Source organism: Luteolibacter sp. Y139 (assembly GCF_038066715.1).
GTDB lineage: Bacteria > Verrucomicrobiota > Verrucomicrobiia > Verrucomicrobiales > Akkermansiaceae > Haloferula > Haloferula soli.
Genome location: NZ_JBBUKT010000002.1, coordinates 579,874 through 595,384, shown reverse-complemented (window position 1 = coordinate 595,384; position 15,511 = coordinate 579,874). Strand labels below are relative to the sequence as shown.

Genomic DNA, 15,511 nt, shown 5'->3' with positions numbered 1-15,511 from the left:
ATGTTTGCCATCGTCACCGATCCCATCGACCCGCGCGCGCTGCGCGAAAGCATCCTCGACCCCGCAGCCGGCGGCTTCTGCTCGTTCGAGGGCTGGGTGCGGAATCACCACCAGGGCCAGGCCGTGCATTCGCTCGAGTACGAGGCTTATCGTAGTTTGGCAGAGAAGGAAGGGAACCGCATCGTCCACGAAGCCCGGCAGAAATTCGAGATCCTCCACGCGCGCTGCCACCATCGCGTCGGCAGCCTCGCCATCGGCGAACTCGCGGTGGTGGTGGTGGTGACCGCGGCGCATCGCGATGCCGCCTTCGATGCCTGCCGCTACATCATCGATGAGGTAAAGTTCCGCGTCCCGATTTGGAAGAAGGAGCACTTCGCCGACGGCACTTCCGGCTGGGTCCGCTGCGATCACTGCCATGAGGCGGGCCACCGGCACCAGGACGTGCGCGACCACGTCCATCACCCCCGTCACGGGTAACCCATTTGTATGACAACTCCGGCGAGGAACCTCTTGCCGGGCCCGTGCATCCTGCCATGGTCGCGCCCATCTCCTCACGCCCATGGCCTACCTCGACGAAGAATCCTTCCTCCTCCAATCGCCGACCGCTCGCCGTCTGTTTCACGAGGTGGCCAAGGACCAGCCGATCTACGACTACCACTGCCATCTCTCGCCGAAGGAGATCGCGACCAATCATCGCTGGGAAAACCTCGCCGATATCTGGCTGGGCGGAGACCATTACAAGTGGCGGCTCCTGCGCGCCAATGGCGTCGATGAGGAATACATCACCGGCTCCGCTTCCCCTCGCGAGAAGTTCCAGGCCTGGGCCGAGACTGTGCCCTACACCCTGCGCAACCCGATCCACCACTGGACGCATCTCGAGTTGCGTCGCTACTTCGGGATCGATCTTCTCCTGAGCCCGGCCACTGCTGACGAGATCTGGGAAGAAGCCAACGCGCGCCTCGCGGAAAAGGACTTCTGCGTCCATGGCATCCTCGACAAATTCCAGGTGAAGATGGTGGGCACCACCGACGATCCAGCCGATCCGCTAGACCATCACGAGACCATCGCCTTCAGCCCGCTGCAAACGAAGGTCCTGCCAACCTTCCGTCCCGACAAGGCCTTCGCCGTCGATAGCCCGAAGGCATTCAATGCATGGATCGAGAAGCTCGAGGAAATCACCGACACTGGCATCCATCACGTCTCGGACCTGCTGCAGGCCCTGCAGAAGCGCCACGATGATTTCCACGCCGCCGGCTGCCGTCTCTCCGACCATGGATTGGAGCGCTGCCCGGGATTGCCGTGCGATGATGCCGATGCCTCGATCATCTTTGACAAGGCGCGCCGTGGCCTGCCGGTCACTGCCGAAGAAAAGGAGAAGTTCACCTTCTTCCTGATGGTCTTCTTCGGCCAGCAGGATGCCGCGAAGGGCTGGACCAAGCAGCTCCACCTCGGCCCCTTCCGCAATGTCAACCCGCGGATGTTCAACCTGCTCGGCCCGGATGCTGGCTTCGACACCATCGGCGACGAGCGCCAGGGCGCGGCGCTGATCACCTATCTAGGCACGCTTGCCCAACGCGGCTGCCTGCCGCAAGTGATCCTCTACAATATCAATCCGCGTGATAACTACCTCTTCGCCGCCATGACCGGTGCGTTCCAGGACGGCACCGTCGCGGGCAAGATCCAGTTCGGCAGCGGCTGGTGGTTCCTCGATCAGAAGGACGGCATGGAGCTCCAGCTCAATGCGCTGTCGTCCACCGGCCTGCTCTCGCGCTTCGTCGGCATGCTCACGGACTCGCGTTCCTTCCTCTCCTTCCCGCGCCACGAATACTTCCGGCGGATCCTCTGCAATCTGATCGGCACCGAAACGGATCGCGGTGAACTGCCGGACGACTTTGATGCGCTGTCGAAGCTGATCGCAGACGTCTGCAGCGGAAACGCGAGCCGCTACTTCGGCTTCTAACAGCATCCGCCCGTCACTCGGGCAACTTCGCTTTCAAATAACGATACAGCAAGGTGGCCATCACCGCCGCGCTGCCCCACGCGACTGCCCACCCGGCGCTCCGCTCCGACTCCGGACCGGGATCCGCGGCGATCCAGAACAAGACGGCAACATAGCCGTAGAATGCGACGCTGCCGACGGCAGGCAAGACCAGTTTCCGTGCCGGGTGCCCGGGCCGGCCCGCCACCCAGGCAGAGGCAAAGGGAACCGGGCTCTTGTTGAGATGGCATTCCATCCATGCGGTCGCGGTGATCGTAGTCAGCATCATGATGAAACTGCCCAGCCCCATCATGCTGAAGCCGATGGCCTTGGGGACGGTGGAGGAGAAGAACGCCCCAACAAAAAGCGACGCCACTGCCAGCAGGCAGGATCCCAACAATGGAAAAACCATCACCACCATCGATAGCCGCAAGAACTGCAGCGTGAGGTGAATCCCAAGCGGTGTCTTTTCCACCTCGATTTCCGAATTAGCAAGGGGTTCCTCCATAGATTGAAATATCCTCAGCGCGGCAGGCTCCGGTCGAGATAACGATAAAGGAACAGTGCTCCCGCGCCAATGCTTCCCCACGCCAGCGGCCATAGCCATGTCTCGGCAACGTTGCTTTTCCCAATCGAGGGTAGCCAGGCAAGTACCGCCACCGAGCCATAGCCTGCCACGCAGCCAATGATGGGCAGGAACAACAGTCTCGCAGGATGCCCGCCCTGCTCTCCCGCCCAAGAAAAGGGCCGTTTGCTCAGAACCGAATCCAACCACACCGCGCCTCCCTGCATCACGGCCAGCACCACTGACACCGCGACGGAAAGCAGGCTCGCGACAAGGGCGTCCGGAAAGGGGTCTTCCGCAAACGGGCCGACCATCACTTGAACCAGCGCGGTCAAGACTGCTCCCGCCGTTATGAAGAACGTCAGTGCGGCGATCAACCGGACAAACAGGATCGCCGCCAGCAACCCGAACGGCGGGAGTGGTTCTTCGACCACTGGACGAGTGGTGGTCTTCTCGCGTTCCGATTCAGGCACGTCCATCACTTCGGCAAGATGCGATCGAGATAGCGATACAGAAGGACCGAGCCGCCGCCAACCGATCCCCAGAACAGTGGCCAAGGATAGGTCTTCCCGATACCACTGGCCACCAAGGACGGCACCCACATCAGGACTGCCAGAAAGCTGTAAATCGCGGTGAAGGCCAGCGCCGGGAAGAAGATCTGGCGCACCACGTGATCCTGACTCCTCGCGACTCCGATCCTATCCGCCGACTGGGTCTGCCCGCCCAGATGGCCGTGAAGCCAGGTGGCCGAACACAGCATCGTGACCAGTCCCACGAAGGAAACCCAAACAATCACACGATTGGCGATCGCATCAAAAGGACGCTGCCAGAGGTAGGACATATCAACAATTCCCCAGACCGCGAGCACGCCTGAGAACAAGGTCGGAAGCACGATCAAAGCGATCACCGCACGGACAAACAAAATCGTCACCCGCAGGCCGAACGGCAACGCAAGCTGGCTGATCACCGGCGGACCAGTCACTTCCTCGCGTTCCCATTCGGGCTCTTCCATCATTTCGGCAAGATGTGGTCCAGATAGCGATACAGGAAAAATGCGCCGATTCCAACGGTGCTCCAGATGAGAGGCCATGGAAACGTTCGGGAAACGTCGTGGATGAAGATGGAGGGAACCCAAAACAGGACCGCGATGATCCCCGCAATCACGACAATGCCCACCATCGGCAAAACGATCCCACGTCCCGGGTGCGGGGGCAGCGCCCCGGTCCAGCGACTCTCCATTTGCATGGACAACCAGGTGGTGCCCGAGTGCATTCCAACCGCGGTCATCACGGTCACCACCGCGACAAGACTGCCCCACACCCGCTTGGGATACGGATCTGCGCTGAGAGCCGAAGAGACAAGGGTCGGGATCACAATGAGCGTCAGACTAAGAATGACGAAAATGAGGACCACGGTGACAGCCCACAAAAAGAGCATGGCAAGCCGAGGACCAAGAGGCACAGCCACTTCTTCCGTCACCGGATGAGCTCCTGTGCTTCCCTGTTCCCATTCGGGCTCTTCCATCATTTCGGCAAGATGCGGTCGAGATAGCGATACAGGGAAAATGCGCCGATTCCAGCGGCACCCCAGACGAGAGGCCACGGAAACGTCCGGGAAACGTCGTGGATGAAGATGGAGGGAACCCAAAACGGGACCGCGATGATCCCCCCGACTATGGGAGTGCCCACCATCGGCAAAACGATCCCGCGTCCCGGGTGCCGGGGTGACAAGCCGGTCGGGCGACTCTCCAGATGCATGGCGAGCCAGATGGCACCCGAGAGCATTCCGACCACGATCATCTCGGCAACCACCGCGCCCATGCTGACCACTACCCCCTGAGGATACGGAGCTGCGCTAAGAGCCGCAGGAATAAGGGTCGCGATGACGAGAAACGAAAGACCGAGAAGGACGAAAACAAGTCCGACGTTCACGATCCAGACAAAGAGAATCGCCAACCGTAACCCCAAGGGAATGGTTGAGCTCTCCTCCTCTGTTTCTACCGGGACGGGCATTTCGCACCCATGATGATGAGGGCGACGGAAGAATGAAGCCCGATCCGGCGGGATTTCGGAGCTACCCTGTCGCCCGAGACCGGCGTGACAAATGCCCCCGGAAATCTTGTTGCAAACTCATCTCAATTGCAGGACCATCGCGGCGATGGCGCACGCGACGGCCCAGGAACTCGAAACCGACAGCTTGCTCAGCCTGAGCCAGGCGAAGGTCGGTTGTGATTTCCGCATCAAGTTCCTGAATGGCCCGGCCTGCGATCAGCTCCGCAAGCTTGGATTCTGCGAGACCCTTCAGGTTCGCAAGCTGGCCGATGGCCGCAATTTGATCTGCTCCGTCTGCGGCACCCGTCTCGCCCTCAGCCGCGAGTTGGCGAGCCAGGTGATGGTCGCCGTCGCCTGATTGATTTCCCAATGTCCGGTTCCCTCGAAACCGTCGCCCTCGCCGGCAACCCCAATGCCGGGAAAACCACGCTCTTCAATGCCCTGACGGGGGCCAACCAGCAGGTCGGCAACTATGCCGGCGTCACGGTGGAGCGCAAAAGCGGAGAGTTTTTCACGCCACACGGCCACAAGCTCCGGCTGGTCGATCTTCCCGGTTGCTATGACTTCGATGGTGATAGCGTCGACCAGCAGATCGCCCGCAAGGTGCTGCTCGGCGAAATCGAGGGCGAGCCGAGGCCGGACGTGGTGGTCTCGGTGGTGGACGCCTCGAATCTCGAGCGTCACCTCGTGCTGACCTTGCAGGTGATCGAAACCGGCGTGCCGGTCGTCGTCGCCCTGAACATGGTGGATATGGCCGAAAAGGCCGGCCTGCGGCTCGATCCCCAGAAGCTTTCCGAAGAACTCGGCGTGCCCGTCGTGCCGGTACAGGCGAATGCCGGCAAAGGCATCGTGGAACTCAAGCAGGCACTGCGCCACCCCTTCCCTCCGGTGGCGGATACGCCGTGGACGCACGGTCCGGAAGGCGAGATCGGCGAGCGACGCCGGGCGCTGGTCCTGCGCATGTGCGAAGTGGCCGCCCGCCGGCCCGATGGCCATACCTCGACACTTTCCGACAAGCTCGACCAATGGCTGCTGGATCCGATCTTCGGCTGGATCGCATTCGTCCTCACCATGCTGGCGATCTTCTGGGCGATCTTCTCCTTCGCGGAGCTGCCGATGGGCTGGATCGAGGACGGACAAAAGTGGTTGGCCAATTATGTCACCGGCGCCATGGCGGAAGGTGATCTACGCAGCCTCATCGTAGATGGGATCATCGGTGGCGTTGGCAGTGTGGTGGTCTTCCTGCCGCAGATCGTGCTGCTGTTCCTTTTCATCGGCTTGCTGGAAAGCTCCGGCTACATGGCCCGTGCCGCCTTCCTGATGGATGGACTGATGGGCAAGGCCGGCTTGAGCGGAAAGGCCTTCCTGCCGCTGTTCAGCTCGTATGCCTGCGCGATTCCCGGGATCATGGCCACCCGCACGATCGACTCGGCGAAGGAACGGCTGACCACGATGTTCGTCGCACCATGGATGAGCTGTTCCGCGCGCTTGCCGGTCTATCTGGTGCTGGTACCGCTGCTCCTGAGTTCGGAAAGCAAGCTAACCCAGGCGCTGGTGTTCTTCGCGATTTATGTCCTGGGTACCGTGACCGCCTTGATCGTCGCGCGCATTCTCCGCGGCAAGCTCGGTCCGGAGGAGATGCCGAAGCACTTCATGCTGGAGCTGCCGCCCTACCGCGGGCCGCAGTGGAGCTACATCTTCCGCCACGTCGCCGGTCGCGCCTGGTCCTTCCTCTACAAGGCGGGCACCGTCATTTTCGCCATCAGTGTGCTCCTCTGGGCGGCTCAGACCTACCCGAAGTCCGGGAGTGATGACCCAGCCGAGCAGTTGGATCACAGCGTCATCGGCCGTGTCGGTCACCTCACCGAGCCGGCGGTCAGGCCGCTGGGCTTGGACTGGCGTGGTGGCACCGCCATTCTCACCTCCTTCGCCGCGCGCGAGGTATTCGTCTCCACGATGACCCAGCTCTACCACGTGGAAGAAGCGGACACCGACGAAGAGACTTGGAAACGCTTGCGCACGCGCTTGTCCGAGGAGACTTGGCCGGATGGGCGGAAGATGTTCACGATTCCCGCCGTCGTCTCGTTGCTGGTCTTCTTCATTTACGCCCTGCAGTGCCTGCCGACTTCTGCGGTCGTCGCCCGCGAGTCGGGTTCGTGGAAATGGGCCGCCGGACAATTCGCCTTCATGAGCGTCTTCGCCTGGGTGGCGGCTTTCGTCGCCTACCACATTGCCCTACTTTTCTTCTGAGATGAACGACTGGCAGACATGGGCGGCACTTGCCGCGGTGGTGCTCGCGGTGCTCTTCCTGGTCCGCAAGGCAACCGGCGGCGGGAAGAAAAAGAAGAACTGCGGCCACAACTGTGGCTGCGGGAAGTAGGCGTGCTTCCTTCGACCGCTACGCGGTCGTTATTTCCGCGGCCGCGTCGCCATCACGATCCGGATGATCGCCAGTGGTAGCAGCGAAATGCCCACTGCTGCGGCAGCGACTTTCCAGCCGGGATACACGCGCGGACGATCGCAAGCGAGACCACACAAAGCCTCGCGGACAACCTGCTCCTGCGGCACGTAGAACCACTCCCGCGCTCCGAAGTCGGTTCCCGGCGAGCGTCCGGCGACCTCGCCGAACTCGGTATGCACCGGCCCGGGACAGAGTGCCATCACGCGGATGCCGTGATCCTTCACCTCGATGCGCAAGGCTTCGGAAAAGCTGCTGACATACGCCTTGGTCGCCGCATAGACCGCGAAGTCCGGAATCGGCAGCAAGCTCGCGAGCGAGCTGACGTTGAGAATCGCCCCGCTCCTCCGCTCGATCATCGAGGGTAGCAAGGCGTGGGTGAGATGGGTCAGCGCCTCGACGTTCAGTCGCAGCATCGCCTCGATCTTCATCCAGTCCGAGGTGACGAACTCACCGTAGTCACCCATGCCGGCGTTATTCACCAGCAGGTCGGGGACGAGCCCCTTGGAAAGCAAATGGCCTACAGCCTGCAACCGCGCGTTCGGATCGGTGAGATCCGCCTCCAGCGGCAAGACACGCAGGCCGGGATGACTCTTCTCCAATTCGCCAGCCAGCTCGACCAAACGCTCCGCACGGCGGGCGATGATCACCAGCGTCTCGCAACGCGGCGCGAGCTGGCGGGCAAACTCGGCCCCGAGACCGGCGGAAGCGCCGGTCACCAGGGCACAGGAGTAACGGGTCAACGACACGTCTTAGGCGACAGGCTCAGGCTGTTGCTGCTGGACCTGAACGATGCGAAGCGGCAGGCGCATCAGCAGTTCGCCGTCGCAGCCGAGGTCGATCGAGTAGATGCCGCCCTTCGGGAACTGGAGGCCCTGAAGGTTGAGGATCACGTTGCGGGTGAGGAACGGAACGCCAGCAGGAAGCTGCACTTCGAATTCCGGCTCGATCGGCATGTTCTGGGGATCGAGCGGCTCGCCATCTTCGTTGATGATGTTGATGGAGAGCTTGTGGCGGCCGGAGTCTTCCGGGGTGAAGCAGAAGCGGAGAGCGAGGCTGCAGCTCGGGTGCACGACCGGGAGCTGGCGGGCGGCGAGAGTGTCGAAGGTGCCGGAGATGACGAGCTTGCCGTTGTAGTCAGCGGCGAAGTCGCAAAGTGTGGCAATTTGAATGTCCATGATCGTGACTTGGGTCGGTAGGTGAAAAAGCCCCGCGCTTGCGGGGCATGGGGTATCTGCCGCCAAAGTCGGGCCGCGTCCAGTCCCGAAAACAGGGAGTTTTGACACGCGATCCCGGGCGGCATCCGGCTGCGAAGACTATTTTCCGGATTCGGGCACCGGTGCCTCCTGGTCCGGTCGCCAGAGGGTTTCCGTTTGAATCTCGTGTTCTCCCGACATCAGGACGATACGGGGAGAATGATCCCCACGTGACGTGGGTTCGCCAACTCCGTAAAAGACCAGGTCCAGATAATGATCCATACAGCCCTGCAAGCGGATGATGGAGTTTCCATCCCGAATCCGCACCAAATGGGCATCCAGCCCGCCGAATTCCTCCGGGATCTGATCGCTGCCGAAACGGATGTGTGCGGACTCCCGCTCCTCCTTGGGAATCTTGTCCCATAGCTTCGTCATCGCCCGATGCAGGCCGGCCAACTGGTCGCGCGATAGCGATCTCGCCATCCGCCCCTGCTTCGAGTTGGCATCGCAATTCGGAAAGACCAGCATCAGGAACGCAAAACCCGCGATCCCACCGAGGATCGAAATCACCAGACACCCAGGCCGTTTCCGGCGGGACTCCTTGCGAGACGTCGACATTCCCGTGGTTCTCGGTGTCCGACGTCAGGAGATCATTGTCCGTCCTCGGGTTCCTCGATCTCCGACGGATCAACTTCCAGTGCCCGCGGAATCGGCGCTACGTCCGCTTCGTTGCCGCTCGGCTTGGGCTTGGTGTCGAGAATCTTGCCTTCAGGAGTTTTCACCACGCCTTCCGCCTCGTCTTCGGTGACCGGCTGGGCCTTCGGCGCAGCCACGGACTCGTCGATCACTTCCAAAGCCTTCGGTGCCGGGGCGATGATCTCCTTGAACTCATCCTTCAGAGGCTCGAAGAACGATTTCACGATCGGAGCCGCATTCTTACCGCCGCTGGGATTCTCACCTGGCCGGCCTTCATAAACGGCGGCGAAGGCGAAACGCGGCTCATCGTAGGGCATGAAGCCGGCAAACCACGCGAGGTTGGTGTGATCGTTGATCTTCCACTGGGCGGTGCCGGTCTTGCCGCAGAGTTCGGTGAAACTCAGGCCGGCAGCTTGGCCGGTGCCGCCATCGACGACCTCGCGCATTCCTTCGCGGGTGGTCTTGATCGCCTTTTCGTCGATCCCGAGCCAGTTGCGGCGCTCTGGCATCGCCTGCTTGATGACGCGACCGTAGGCATCCTGAACCTGATTGACCAAGTGGAGCTTGGGCAGCACGCCGCCGTTGGCAATGCCTGCCATGGACTGAGCCACCTGCAGCGGGGTCACCAGCACCGGGCCCTGGCCGATCGACATGTTGAAAGCGTCGCCGTCCTTGAAGCGGCGTTTTTCCACCGCCAGCATCCACTCGTTCGTCGGAATATTGCCGGGATTCTCTCCGACCAAGTCCAGACCGGTCTTGTCGCCGAAGCCGAAACGGCGGGCGGTATTGAGGAAGGTGTTCGCACCCAGCCGCATGCCCACCTTGCCGAACCAGATGTTGTTCGAGGTGGCGAGCGCCTGGATCACGTTGATCGCGCCGGCGTCCCTCTTGTTGTGGTTGTGGAAGGTGTGATCGCCAATGGTGATCGATCCCGGACAATCGATGGCGGTGTCCGCATCGACTTCCCCGGAATCGAGTGCCGTCATCGCGACGATCGGCTTGAAGCAGGAGCCGGGAGGATAAGCGGACTGGAACGCACGACCGTAGAGCGGCGTGGCGGCATCGTCCTGCAGCTCCTTCAGCCGCTTCTCGGACATGCCGGGAATCCACTCGTTTAGATCGAAGGACGGGCGCGAGGCCATCACCAGCACCTCGCCGGTGTTCACGTCGATCAACACGAAGGCACCGCGGCGGGCATGCTCTTTCAGCACGTCCTCGGCATGCTTTTGCCATTCGAGGTTCAGCGTCGTGATCACGTTGCCACCAGGACGCGGGCGCTTCGGCTGTTCCTCGGGGAACTTCCGGCCGTGCTCATCGTAGAGCAGCTTCTTCATGCCGGACTGGCCGCTGAGTTCCTTGTTGTAGAGATACTCAAGGCCGGAACGGCCTTCGCTCTCCTCCCACAGGGGCTCGTTGAAATTGATCGGGCCGGTCGGCAATTTTCCGACGCTGCCGGTGTAGCCGATGATATGCGCCGCCATCGATCCGTGCGGATAGTAGCGCTGGTAAACCGGATGCAGGATCAGGCCGGAGCCGAGATTGGACTCGATCTTTTCCTTCTGGGCCTTGTTGAGGTGCGTCGAAATCAGCAGCGGCAGCCAGCGGCGCTCGCGGTAGTGATTCCAAAGTTCCTCATCGGTCGGCTCGCTGACGCCGGGAACCAGCAGCTTCGCCTTCTCGATGCGGGCCCGCCCCCACTCGACGACGAATTCGCGGTCCGCCTTTTCAAATTGCTGGTACTGGAGCCCGAGCTGCCAAGCCACGCGGCTCTGCGCGAAGGGCTGACCATTGCGGTCCAGAATCATCCCGCGCGGCGCCGGGATCGACAGGGTGATCGCCCGCGCATCACGGCGCGTGAAGATGGAAGCGTCACTCGCTGAACCGCCGGCCTGTCCGGGATCGGAAATGGCAGCGAGGTCCTGCGCCGGGCAAGCGGTCGCCGCGACGGCACCGAAAAGAAGGTGGGTAAATAGGCGACTCACGGCGATCTGGAGACAAATGAAGCACTTGCCGAGGCCGGGAGCAACGCTCAATCCCAGCCGGGATCCTCCCAATCGGCGGGATCGGTGCCGAGGCTTTTTACAATCTCGGCCGGCAAGAAGATGAACTCGTCCTGGCGCTTCTCCGCGGGATCCAGCCGGAATTTCAGCAACTCCCGCTGCCACCGGCCGGCCGTCTGCACCGAGACATCGGCCAGAATCGTGAGCATCCCGTCCTCGCGAGGCTTCACCTCTAGGTAGCCGGGGATCTCAAACACCGCCCGGGTGCGGCCCGGCGCGGCCTTTACCGGACGGAATTCTGCCCGCTGGCCCAAGTGTTTCACCGGATACCACTCGTCCCGTTTGGTCACCGTGGTGACCGTCCGGAGCCGGTGAACCACCAGCGACTGCTGTTTCCCCTCCTCACCCGTCGCCTCGATCCGCCAGCGGAACGGTCCGTCCAAGGTGGCCATTCCGCCTGAAACCACCATGGCGCTGACAACGAAGCTCCCACCCGCCGTGCCCTCGGGCTTCACGCTGAGGGAGACCTGCGCGCCGTTGACCGGCACCGCCGCGCCGCGGCCGTAGGTGTGCTTCTTCGCGGAAATGGCGGCGCAGCTTGGGAGAAGCGCGCAGAGAAAGAGGACCATAGGTCGCATGGGTCCCATAGGACCTATTTTTCCCGGCCCCGGCAAACCTCCAAAAACCACTATCCACCCCGGCGGCCCCGGTACATCCTTCGCCGCCCATGGAATGGAATGCCGTCGCCCTCCTCATCCTCGTGGCGCTATTCGCGCTGTGGAAGCTGGATTTCATCGCCACCCTGCTGAACCTGAAGGCGCTGTCGCCCGACCTGCCGAAGGAGTTCACCGATGTCTTCGATGCCGAGCGCTACGCGCAATCGCAGGCCTACACCCGGGAATCGGCGCGGTTTGAGATCATCCACTCGACCTTCTCGCTGACGACCTTGCTGATCTTCTGGGTCCTCGGCGGCTTCGGCTGGTTGGATGGCCTTTCCCGCAGCTTGGTGGCGGGTGAAATCCCGGCCGGTTTGGTTTTCCTCGGCCTGCTCTTCGTCGGTCACACGCTGCTCCATCTCCCCTTCTCGATTTACGATACCTTCGTGATCGAGGAAAAGTTCGGCTTCAACAAGACCACGCCGAAGACCTTCGTGATCGATCAGATCAAGGGCCTCGTGCTCGCCGCCGTGATCGGCTTGCCGCTGGCCGCGGGCATCCTGTGGATCTTCACCCACGTGCAGCATGCCTGGCTGTGGGCTTGGGGCTTTTTCGTCGCCTTCCAGCTCTTCCTTACCTGGCTCGCGCCGACCTTGATCCTGCCCTTATTCAACAAGTTCACGCCCATGGCCGACGGCCCGCTGCTCCGCGCGATCCACGCCATGGCGGAAAAGTGCGGTTTCCCGCTCGCGGAGATCTCGGTGATGGACGGCTCCAAGCGCTCGACCAAGGCCAATGCCTTCTTCACCGGCTTCGGCAAGACCAAGAAGATCGCGCTCTACGACACGCTGATCGAAGAGCAGACGCAGGATGAACTGGTCGCCGTGCTTGCCCATGAAATCGGCCACTTCAAGCTCCGCCACATCGTCCAGCGGCTCGTAGTGTCCGTTCTTCAGGCGTGCGCGCTGTTCTTCCTGCTGGGGCTTGTGATCGACGGAGGGAAATTCTCCCATGAACTCTTCGCGGCCTTCGGCGTGACAAAGATCTCCGCTCATGTCGGACTGGTGCTGTTCGGCTTGCTCTTCGCACCCGCGAGTCGTCTGTTAGGCATCGCTTCCGCAGCGTGGTCACGGAAGCACGAGTTCGAAGCGGATGCGTATGCCGCGAAGGCAACGGGTCAGCCCGAGTCGCTCGTCACCGCTTTGAAGAAGCTCTCGGCCAAGAACCTTTCCAATCTGACTCCGCATCCGTTCCGCGTCTTCCTCGACTACTCTCATCCACCGGTGCTGACGCGCATCGATGCTCTCCGTTCCCTTTGATTTGCCATGTCCCATCGCGGCCTGCTCCACCACATGATCATCAACGTCTCGAACGTTGAGCGTTCATCGCCATTCTACGCGGCGATGTTCCGTCATCTGGGGTATGAGCTGAATGACAGCGACTATGGCGAGGATTACGGCTACGAAGACTGGAAGCGCTGGGACTTGGACACCCCGCACGAGATCAGCATCTGTCAGGTTCGCGAGCCTCTCAAGGCGGTGCCTCACCAGCGAGGCGCGCTCGGACATCACTGTCACATCGCCTTCTGTGCGGAAGACCGCGATGACGTGGACCGTTTTCATCGAGAGGTGCTCGTTCCCTTGGCTGATCAAGGCCTCTGCACCATCGAAGACGCACCCTGCGATTGCCCTGAATACGGCAACGGATACTACGCCACCTACTTCACCGATCCCGACGGCCTGAAATACGAGTTCGTGATCAATCCGAATCACCTCCTGAAAAAAGCGGCGCGCCAAACCACGCCCTGAGCCCTATCCACCTTACGACCATGTACTCCGCCGATCCTACCCGCTACGATGGCCGCATGCCCTTCCGCCGCTGTGGCGATTCCGGCCTGCTGCTGCCCGAAATCTCGCTCGGCTGCTGGCACAATTTCGGCCACGTCGATGACCAGCACGAGGCCCGCGCCATCCTACGCCGTGCCTTTGATCGCGGCGTCACCCATTTCGACCTCGCGAACAACTACGGTCCACCTCCGGGCAGCGCCGAGGAAAACGTCGGCCGCATCCTTTCCGAAGACTTCGCCGCGCATCGCGACGAACTGATCATTTCGTCCAAGGCCGGCCACGACATGTGGCAAGGCCCCTATGGCGAGTGGGGTTCGCGCAAGCACGTCCTCGCCTCGCTCGACCAATCGCTCAAGCGCCTGCGCCTCGACTACGTGGACATCTTCTATTCGCATCGTCCCGACAAGGACACGCGGCTGGAGGAAACCATGTCCGCCCTCGCCACCGCGGTGAACTCCGGTCGCGCACTCTACGTGGGCCTCTCGAAGTATCCGCCGAAGATGCTCAAGCAAGCGGTGAAGATCCTCAAGGACATGGGCGTCCGCTGCCTGATCTATCAGCCGCCGCATTCCATCCTCAACCGCTGGCCGGAAGCTGAAGGCATCCACGACTGGCTCGAGGAAAAGGGCATTGGTTCCATTGTCTTCAGCCCGCTCGCCCAGGGCATGCTCACCGGCAAGTATGTGAACGGGATTCCCGCCGGTTCGCGCGCCGCTCGTTCCGAGGGCTTTCTTCAAACCTCACAGGTGGATGCTCAAATCGAGAAGATCCGCGCGCTGCATCGCTTCGCCGAGGACCGTGGGATGAGCCTGCAGCATCTCGCCCTGCGCTGGGTGCTCAGCCAGAGCGCTGTCACCTCCGCAATCATCGGCGCACGCACGGTCGCCCAGCTCGATGACTCGCTCGCCGCGCTGCAAGCCCCTGCACTGGATGACGAGGCGCTCGAAATCATCGATGCGATTGCACCGGCCGTCCAGAAGGACGACGCCGAGGGCTAAGACGAAACGATGGCCCAGCCCTACCTGCCTCCGGAAGCACCCGCGGCTCCTCCCGCCCCGGAGGAAATCACCGCGCGTCAACGCTTCTGGAAGCGGGCCATCTGGAGTTCGTCGATGCTTACCGCTTTCCCTACCTTGCTCGGGATCGGGGCCACCGTCATGAGCATGATGAGCGCCTTTTCCGATTTGGGCGCCAGTGGTTTCGGTGACACGGAACAATGGTCGGTTCACATCGGCCTGTTGCTGTGCCCAGCGGCGATCGGTCTCACCATCGGCTTCGTAGGGCTCATTCTTCTGGTGATATCGATCAACCGCTATCGCGAGGCTCGGTCGAAACTATCGCCATGATCGCGAGCATCACTTCCCCGTGATCCAATAGCCATGGAGGTAAAACACCTCCCGCATCAGGAAGCCCGTCTTCACCTTCCATGTCCGATAGCGTGACGTCGGCGTCGGCGACGTCACCGCATCGATGCCCAGATCCTCGGCCATCGAGGCCGCGCGCTTCAGATGCAGTGGATCGCTGACGATCACAGCGGTCTTCAGGCCGTGTTCCTTCATCACGCCCTTCGCTTGCACCAGATTTTGCTCGGTGGTGCGGGACTGGCTTTCCGTGAAAATCGCGTCGGCGGGCACCCCGGCAGCAATTGCATGGCTGCGCGCCACCGCGCTTTCCGATTGGTCCGCCTCGATCACGCTGCCGCCGGTGAAAAGCAGGCACTTCACCGTGCCCGACTGATAAAGGGAAACGGCATGGTTGATGCGCTCCGCAAAGACCGGCGAGGGCTTGCTGCCATACGCCGCCGCTCCCAACACGATCGCACAATCGGACCGCTGGGCGTGATCCGTGCCGCCAAATGCCACGATCCACCCTGCCACCGCAGCCAGCCACAGCGCAACCACCAGCGTCAGGATCCCGACGCCGCGGCCAAACCGACGGATGCGCATGCTTCTCACCGCGCCGAAGCACCTTCGCAAGCCGCCAATTGTCAAGCCCGGGTGGCTTGCCGCCATCTCAAAATGCAATGCCAAGTTTCACCTCAAAGGGCTTGTTCTGGCACCCGCG

General features: G+C 61.8%; 21 protein-coding genes. 10 read left to right on the top strand and 11 right to left on the bottom strand.

What is annotated here, in order from left to right:
• Complete coding sequence (locus tag WKV53_RS07390; RefSeq protein WP_341403790.1) at window positions 1-477, top strand: molybdenum cofactor biosynthesis protein MoaE; 477 nt, start codon at window positions 1-3, stop codon at window positions 475-477.
• A gap of 82 nt (window positions 478-559) precedes the next feature.
• Window positions 560-1,960 carry a glucuronate isomerase gene (gene uxaC, locus WKV53_RS07385; protein ID WP_341403789.1) on the top strand — a complete coding sequence of 467 codons (1,401 nt, stop codon included), beginning with the start codon at window positions 560-562 and terminating at the stop codon, window positions 1,958-1,960.
• 13 nt (window positions 1,961-1,973) lie between these two features.
• On the opposite strand, the gene WKV53_RS07380 is transcribed toward uxaC, so the two are convergent.
• Window positions 1,974-2,267 (bottom strand): hypothetical protein, encoded by a 294-nt coding sequence (locus tag WKV53_RS07380; protein ID WP_341403788.1) that lies wholly within the window; start codon window positions 2,265-2,267, stop codon window positions 1,974-1,976.
• On the opposite strand from WKV53_RS07380, the gene WKV53_RS07375 reads away from it, so the two are divergent.
• Entirely contained in the window at window positions 2,266-2,430 is a 165-nt protein-coding gene (locus WKV53_RS07375; protein ID WP_341403786.1) for a hypothetical protein, read from the top strand. The genes WKV53_RS07380 and WKV53_RS07375 overlap by 2 nt on opposite strands.
• Before the next feature lie 70 nt (window positions 2,431-2,500).
• Here WKV53_RS07375 and WKV53_RS07370 read toward each other — a convergent pair whose 3' ends face one another.
• Genes WKV53_RS07370 through WKV53_RS07355 form a run of 4 tightly spaced genes read right to left on the bottom strand, consistent with a single transcriptional unit; the run spans window position 2,501 to window position 4,474 of the window.
• Window positions 2,501-3,022 (bottom strand): hypothetical protein, encoded by a 522-nt coding sequence (locus WKV53_RS07370; protein ID WP_341403785.1) that lies wholly within the window; start codon window positions 3,020-3,022, stop codon window positions 2,501-2,503.
• A complete protein-coding gene (locus WKV53_RS07365; protein WP_341403783.1) occupies window positions 3,022-3,558 on the bottom strand; it encodes a hypothetical protein in 537 nt (178 codons plus the stop codon). The genes WKV53_RS07370 and WKV53_RS07365 overlap by 1 nt, the downstream gene beginning before the upstream one ends.
• Complete coding sequence (locus WKV53_RS07360) at window positions 3,555-4,070, bottom strand: hypothetical protein (protein WP_341403781.1); 516 nt, start codon at window positions 4,068-4,070, stop codon at window positions 3,555-3,557. The genes WKV53_RS07365 and WKV53_RS07360 overlap by 4 nt, the downstream gene beginning before the upstream one ends.
• Window positions 4,067-4,474, bottom strand: a complete 408-nt coding sequence (locus WKV53_RS07355; protein ID WP_341403780.1) for a hypothetical protein — start codon at window positions 4,472-4,474, stop codon at window positions 4,067-4,069. The genes WKV53_RS07360 and WKV53_RS07355 overlap by 4 nt, the downstream gene beginning before the upstream one ends.
• A gap of 172 nt (window positions 4,475-4,646) precedes the next feature.
• Between WKV53_RS07355 and WKV53_RS07350 the strand changes: the two genes are divergently transcribed.
• From WKV53_RS07350 to WKV53_RS07340, 3 genes are read left to right on the top strand one after another with little or no spacing between them, the layout of a single operon-like run.
• Window positions 4,647-4,952, top strand: coding sequence for a FeoA family protein (locus tag WKV53_RS07350; RefSeq protein ID WP_341403778.1), 306 nt, complete (start codon window positions 4,647-4,649; stop codon window positions 4,950-4,952).
• Between the two features lie 11 nt (window positions 4,953-4,963).
• Complete coding sequence (gene feoB / locus WKV53_RS07345) at window positions 4,964-6,844, top strand: ferrous iron transport protein B (protein ID WP_341403777.1); 1,881 nt, start codon at window positions 4,964-4,966, stop codon at window positions 6,842-6,844.
• Between the two features lies 1 nt (window position 6,845).
• The gene (locus WKV53_RS07340; RefSeq protein WP_341403776.1) at window positions 6,846-6,974 is read left to right on the top strand and encodes a hypothetical protein; all 129 of its coding nucleotides are present in this window, start codon (window positions 6,846-6,848) and stop codon (window positions 6,972-6,974) included.
• A gap of 29 nt (window positions 6,975-7,003) precedes the next feature.
• Here WKV53_RS07340 and WKV53_RS07335 read toward each other — a convergent pair whose 3' ends face one another.
• The 5 genes from WKV53_RS07335 to WKV53_RS07315 all read right to left on the bottom strand — a co-directional run bounded on the left by WKV53_RS07335 (window position 7,004) and on the right by WKV53_RS07315 (window position 11,582).
• Window positions 7,004-7,801: an SDR family NAD(P)-dependent oxidoreductase gene (locus WKV53_RS07335; RefSeq protein ID WP_341403774.1), complete on the bottom strand. Its 798-nt coding sequence runs from the start codon at window positions 7,799-7,801 to the stop codon at window positions 7,004-7,006.
• 3 nt (window positions 7,802-7,804) lie between these two features.
• Window positions 7,805-8,230 (bottom strand): DUF6941 family protein, encoded by a 426-nt coding sequence (locus WKV53_RS07330; RefSeq protein WP_341403773.1) that lies wholly within the window; start codon window positions 8,228-8,230, stop codon window positions 7,805-7,807.
• A gap of 138 nt (window positions 8,231-8,368) precedes the next feature.
• Window positions 8,369-8,866, bottom strand: coding sequence for a hypothetical protein (locus WKV53_RS07325; RefSeq protein ID WP_341403771.1), 498 nt, complete (start codon window positions 8,864-8,866; stop codon window positions 8,369-8,371).
• A 32-nt stretch (window positions 8,867-8,898) separates the two neighbouring features.
• Window positions 8,899-10,926, bottom strand: coding sequence for a peptidoglycan D,D-transpeptidase FtsI family protein (locus tag WKV53_RS07320; protein WP_341403769.1), 2,028 nt, complete (start codon window positions 10,924-10,926; stop codon window positions 8,899-8,901).
• 47 nt (window positions 10,927-10,973) lie between these two features.
• The gene (locus WKV53_RS07315) at window positions 10,974-11,582 is read right to left on the bottom strand and encodes a hypothetical protein (protein WP_341403768.1); all 609 of its coding nucleotides are present in this window, start codon (window positions 11,580-11,582) and stop codon (window positions 10,974-10,976) included.
• Between the two features lie 89 nt (window positions 11,583-11,671).
• On the opposite strand from WKV53_RS07315, the gene WKV53_RS07310 reads away from it, so the two are divergent.
• Genes WKV53_RS07310 through WKV53_RS07295 form a run of 4 tightly spaced genes read left to right on the top strand, consistent with a single transcriptional unit; the run spans window position 11,672 to window position 14,793 of the window.
• Window positions 11,672-12,919, top strand: coding sequence for a M48 family metallopeptidase (locus tag WKV53_RS07310; protein WP_341403766.1), 1,248 nt, complete (start codon window positions 11,672-11,674; stop codon window positions 12,917-12,919).
• Between the two features lie 6 nt (window positions 12,920-12,925).
• On the top strand, window positions 12,926-13,408 hold the full coding sequence (locus WKV53_RS07305; RefSeq protein ID WP_341403765.1) for a VOC family protein: 483 nt from the start codon (window positions 12,926-12,928) through the stop codon (window positions 13,406-13,408).
• A 20-nt stretch (window positions 13,409-13,428) separates the two neighbouring features.
• Entirely contained in the window at window positions 13,429-14,445 is a 1,017-nt protein-coding gene (locus WKV53_RS07300; protein ID WP_341403764.1) for an aldo/keto reductase, read from the top strand.
• A 9-nt stretch (window positions 14,446-14,454) separates the two neighbouring features.
• Window positions 14,455-14,793 (top strand): MotA/TolQ/ExbB proton channel family protein, encoded by a 339-nt coding sequence (locus WKV53_RS07295; protein WP_341403763.1) that lies wholly within the window; start codon window positions 14,455-14,457, stop codon window positions 14,791-14,793.
• Window positions 14,794-14,802: 9 nt separating this feature from the next.
• Here the strand turns inward: WKV53_RS07295 and WKV53_RS07290 are convergent, their stop codons facing one another.
• Window positions 14,803-15,393 carry a YdcF family protein gene (locus WKV53_RS07290; protein ID WP_341403762.1) on the bottom strand — a complete coding sequence of 197 codons (591 nt, stop codon included), beginning with the start codon at window positions 15,391-15,393 and terminating at the stop codon, window positions 14,803-14,805.
• Window positions 15,394-15,511: the final 118 nt, after the last annotated feature.

Coding starts and splice junctions, on each gene's coding strand:
- WKV53_RS07390 (WP_341403790.1), top strand. CDS start 1: ATGTTTGCCATCGTCACCGATCCCATCGACCCGCGCGCGCTGCGCGAA.
- uxaC (WP_341403789.1), top strand. CDS start 560: ATGGCCTACCTCGACGAAGAATCCTTCCTCCTCCAATCGCCGACCGCT.
- WKV53_RS07375 (WP_341403786.1), top strand. CDS start 2,266: ATGATGAAACTGCCCAGCCCCATCATGCTGAAGCCGATGGCCTTGGGG.
- WKV53_RS07380 (WP_341403788.1), bottom strand. CDS start 2,267: ATGATGCTGACTACGATCACCGCGACCGCATGGATGGAATGCCATCTC.
- WKV53_RS07370 (WP_341403785.1), bottom strand. CDS start 3,022: ATGGACGTGCCTGAATCGGAACGCGAGAAGACCACCACTCGTCCAGTG.
- WKV53_RS07365 (WP_341403783.1), bottom strand. CDS start 3,558: ATGATGGAAGAGCCCGAATGGGAACGCGAGGAAGTGACTGGTCCGCCG.
- WKV53_RS07360 (WP_341403781.1), bottom strand. CDS start 4,070: ATGATGGAAGAGCCCGAATGGGAACAGGGAAGCACAGGAGCTCATCCG.
- WKV53_RS07350 (WP_341403778.1), top strand. CDS start 4,647: ATGCCCCCGGAAATCTTGTTGCAAACTCATCTCAATTGCAGGACCATC.
- feoB (WP_341403777.1), top strand. CDS start 4,964: ATGTCCGGTTCCCTCGAAACCGTCGCCCTCGCCGGCAACCCCAATGCC.
- WKV53_RS07340 (WP_341403776.1), top strand. CDS start 6,846: ATGAACGACTGGCAGACATGGGCGGCACTTGCCGCGGTGGTGCTCGCG.
- WKV53_RS07330 (WP_341403773.1), bottom strand. CDS start 8,230: ATGGACATTCAAATTGCCACACTTTGCGACTTCGCCGCTGACTACAAC.
- WKV53_RS07325 (WP_341403771.1), bottom strand. CDS start 8,866: ATGTCGACGTCTCGCAAGGAGTCCCGCCGGAAACGGCCTGGGTGTCTG.
- WKV53_RS07315 (WP_341403768.1), bottom strand. CDS start 11,582: ATGCGACCTATGGTCCTCTTTCTCTGCGCGCTTCTCCCAAGCTGCGCC.
- WKV53_RS07310 (WP_341403766.1), top strand. CDS start 11,672: ATGGAATGGAATGCCGTCGCCCTCCTCATCCTCGTGGCGCTATTCGCG.
- WKV53_RS07305 (WP_341403765.1), top strand. CDS start 12,926: ATGTCCCATCGCGGCCTGCTCCACCACATGATCATCAACGTCTCGAAC.
- WKV53_RS07300 (WP_341403764.1), top strand. CDS start 13,429: ATGTACTCCGCCGATCCTACCCGCTACGATGGCCGCATGCCCTTCCGC.
- WKV53_RS07295 (WP_341403763.1), top strand. CDS start 14,455: ATGGCCCAGCCCTACCTGCCTCCGGAAGCACCCGCGGCTCCTCCCGCC.
- WKV53_RS07290 (WP_341403762.1), bottom strand. CDS start 15,393: ATGCGCATCCGTCGGTTTGGCCGCGGCGTCGGGATCCTGACGCTGGTG.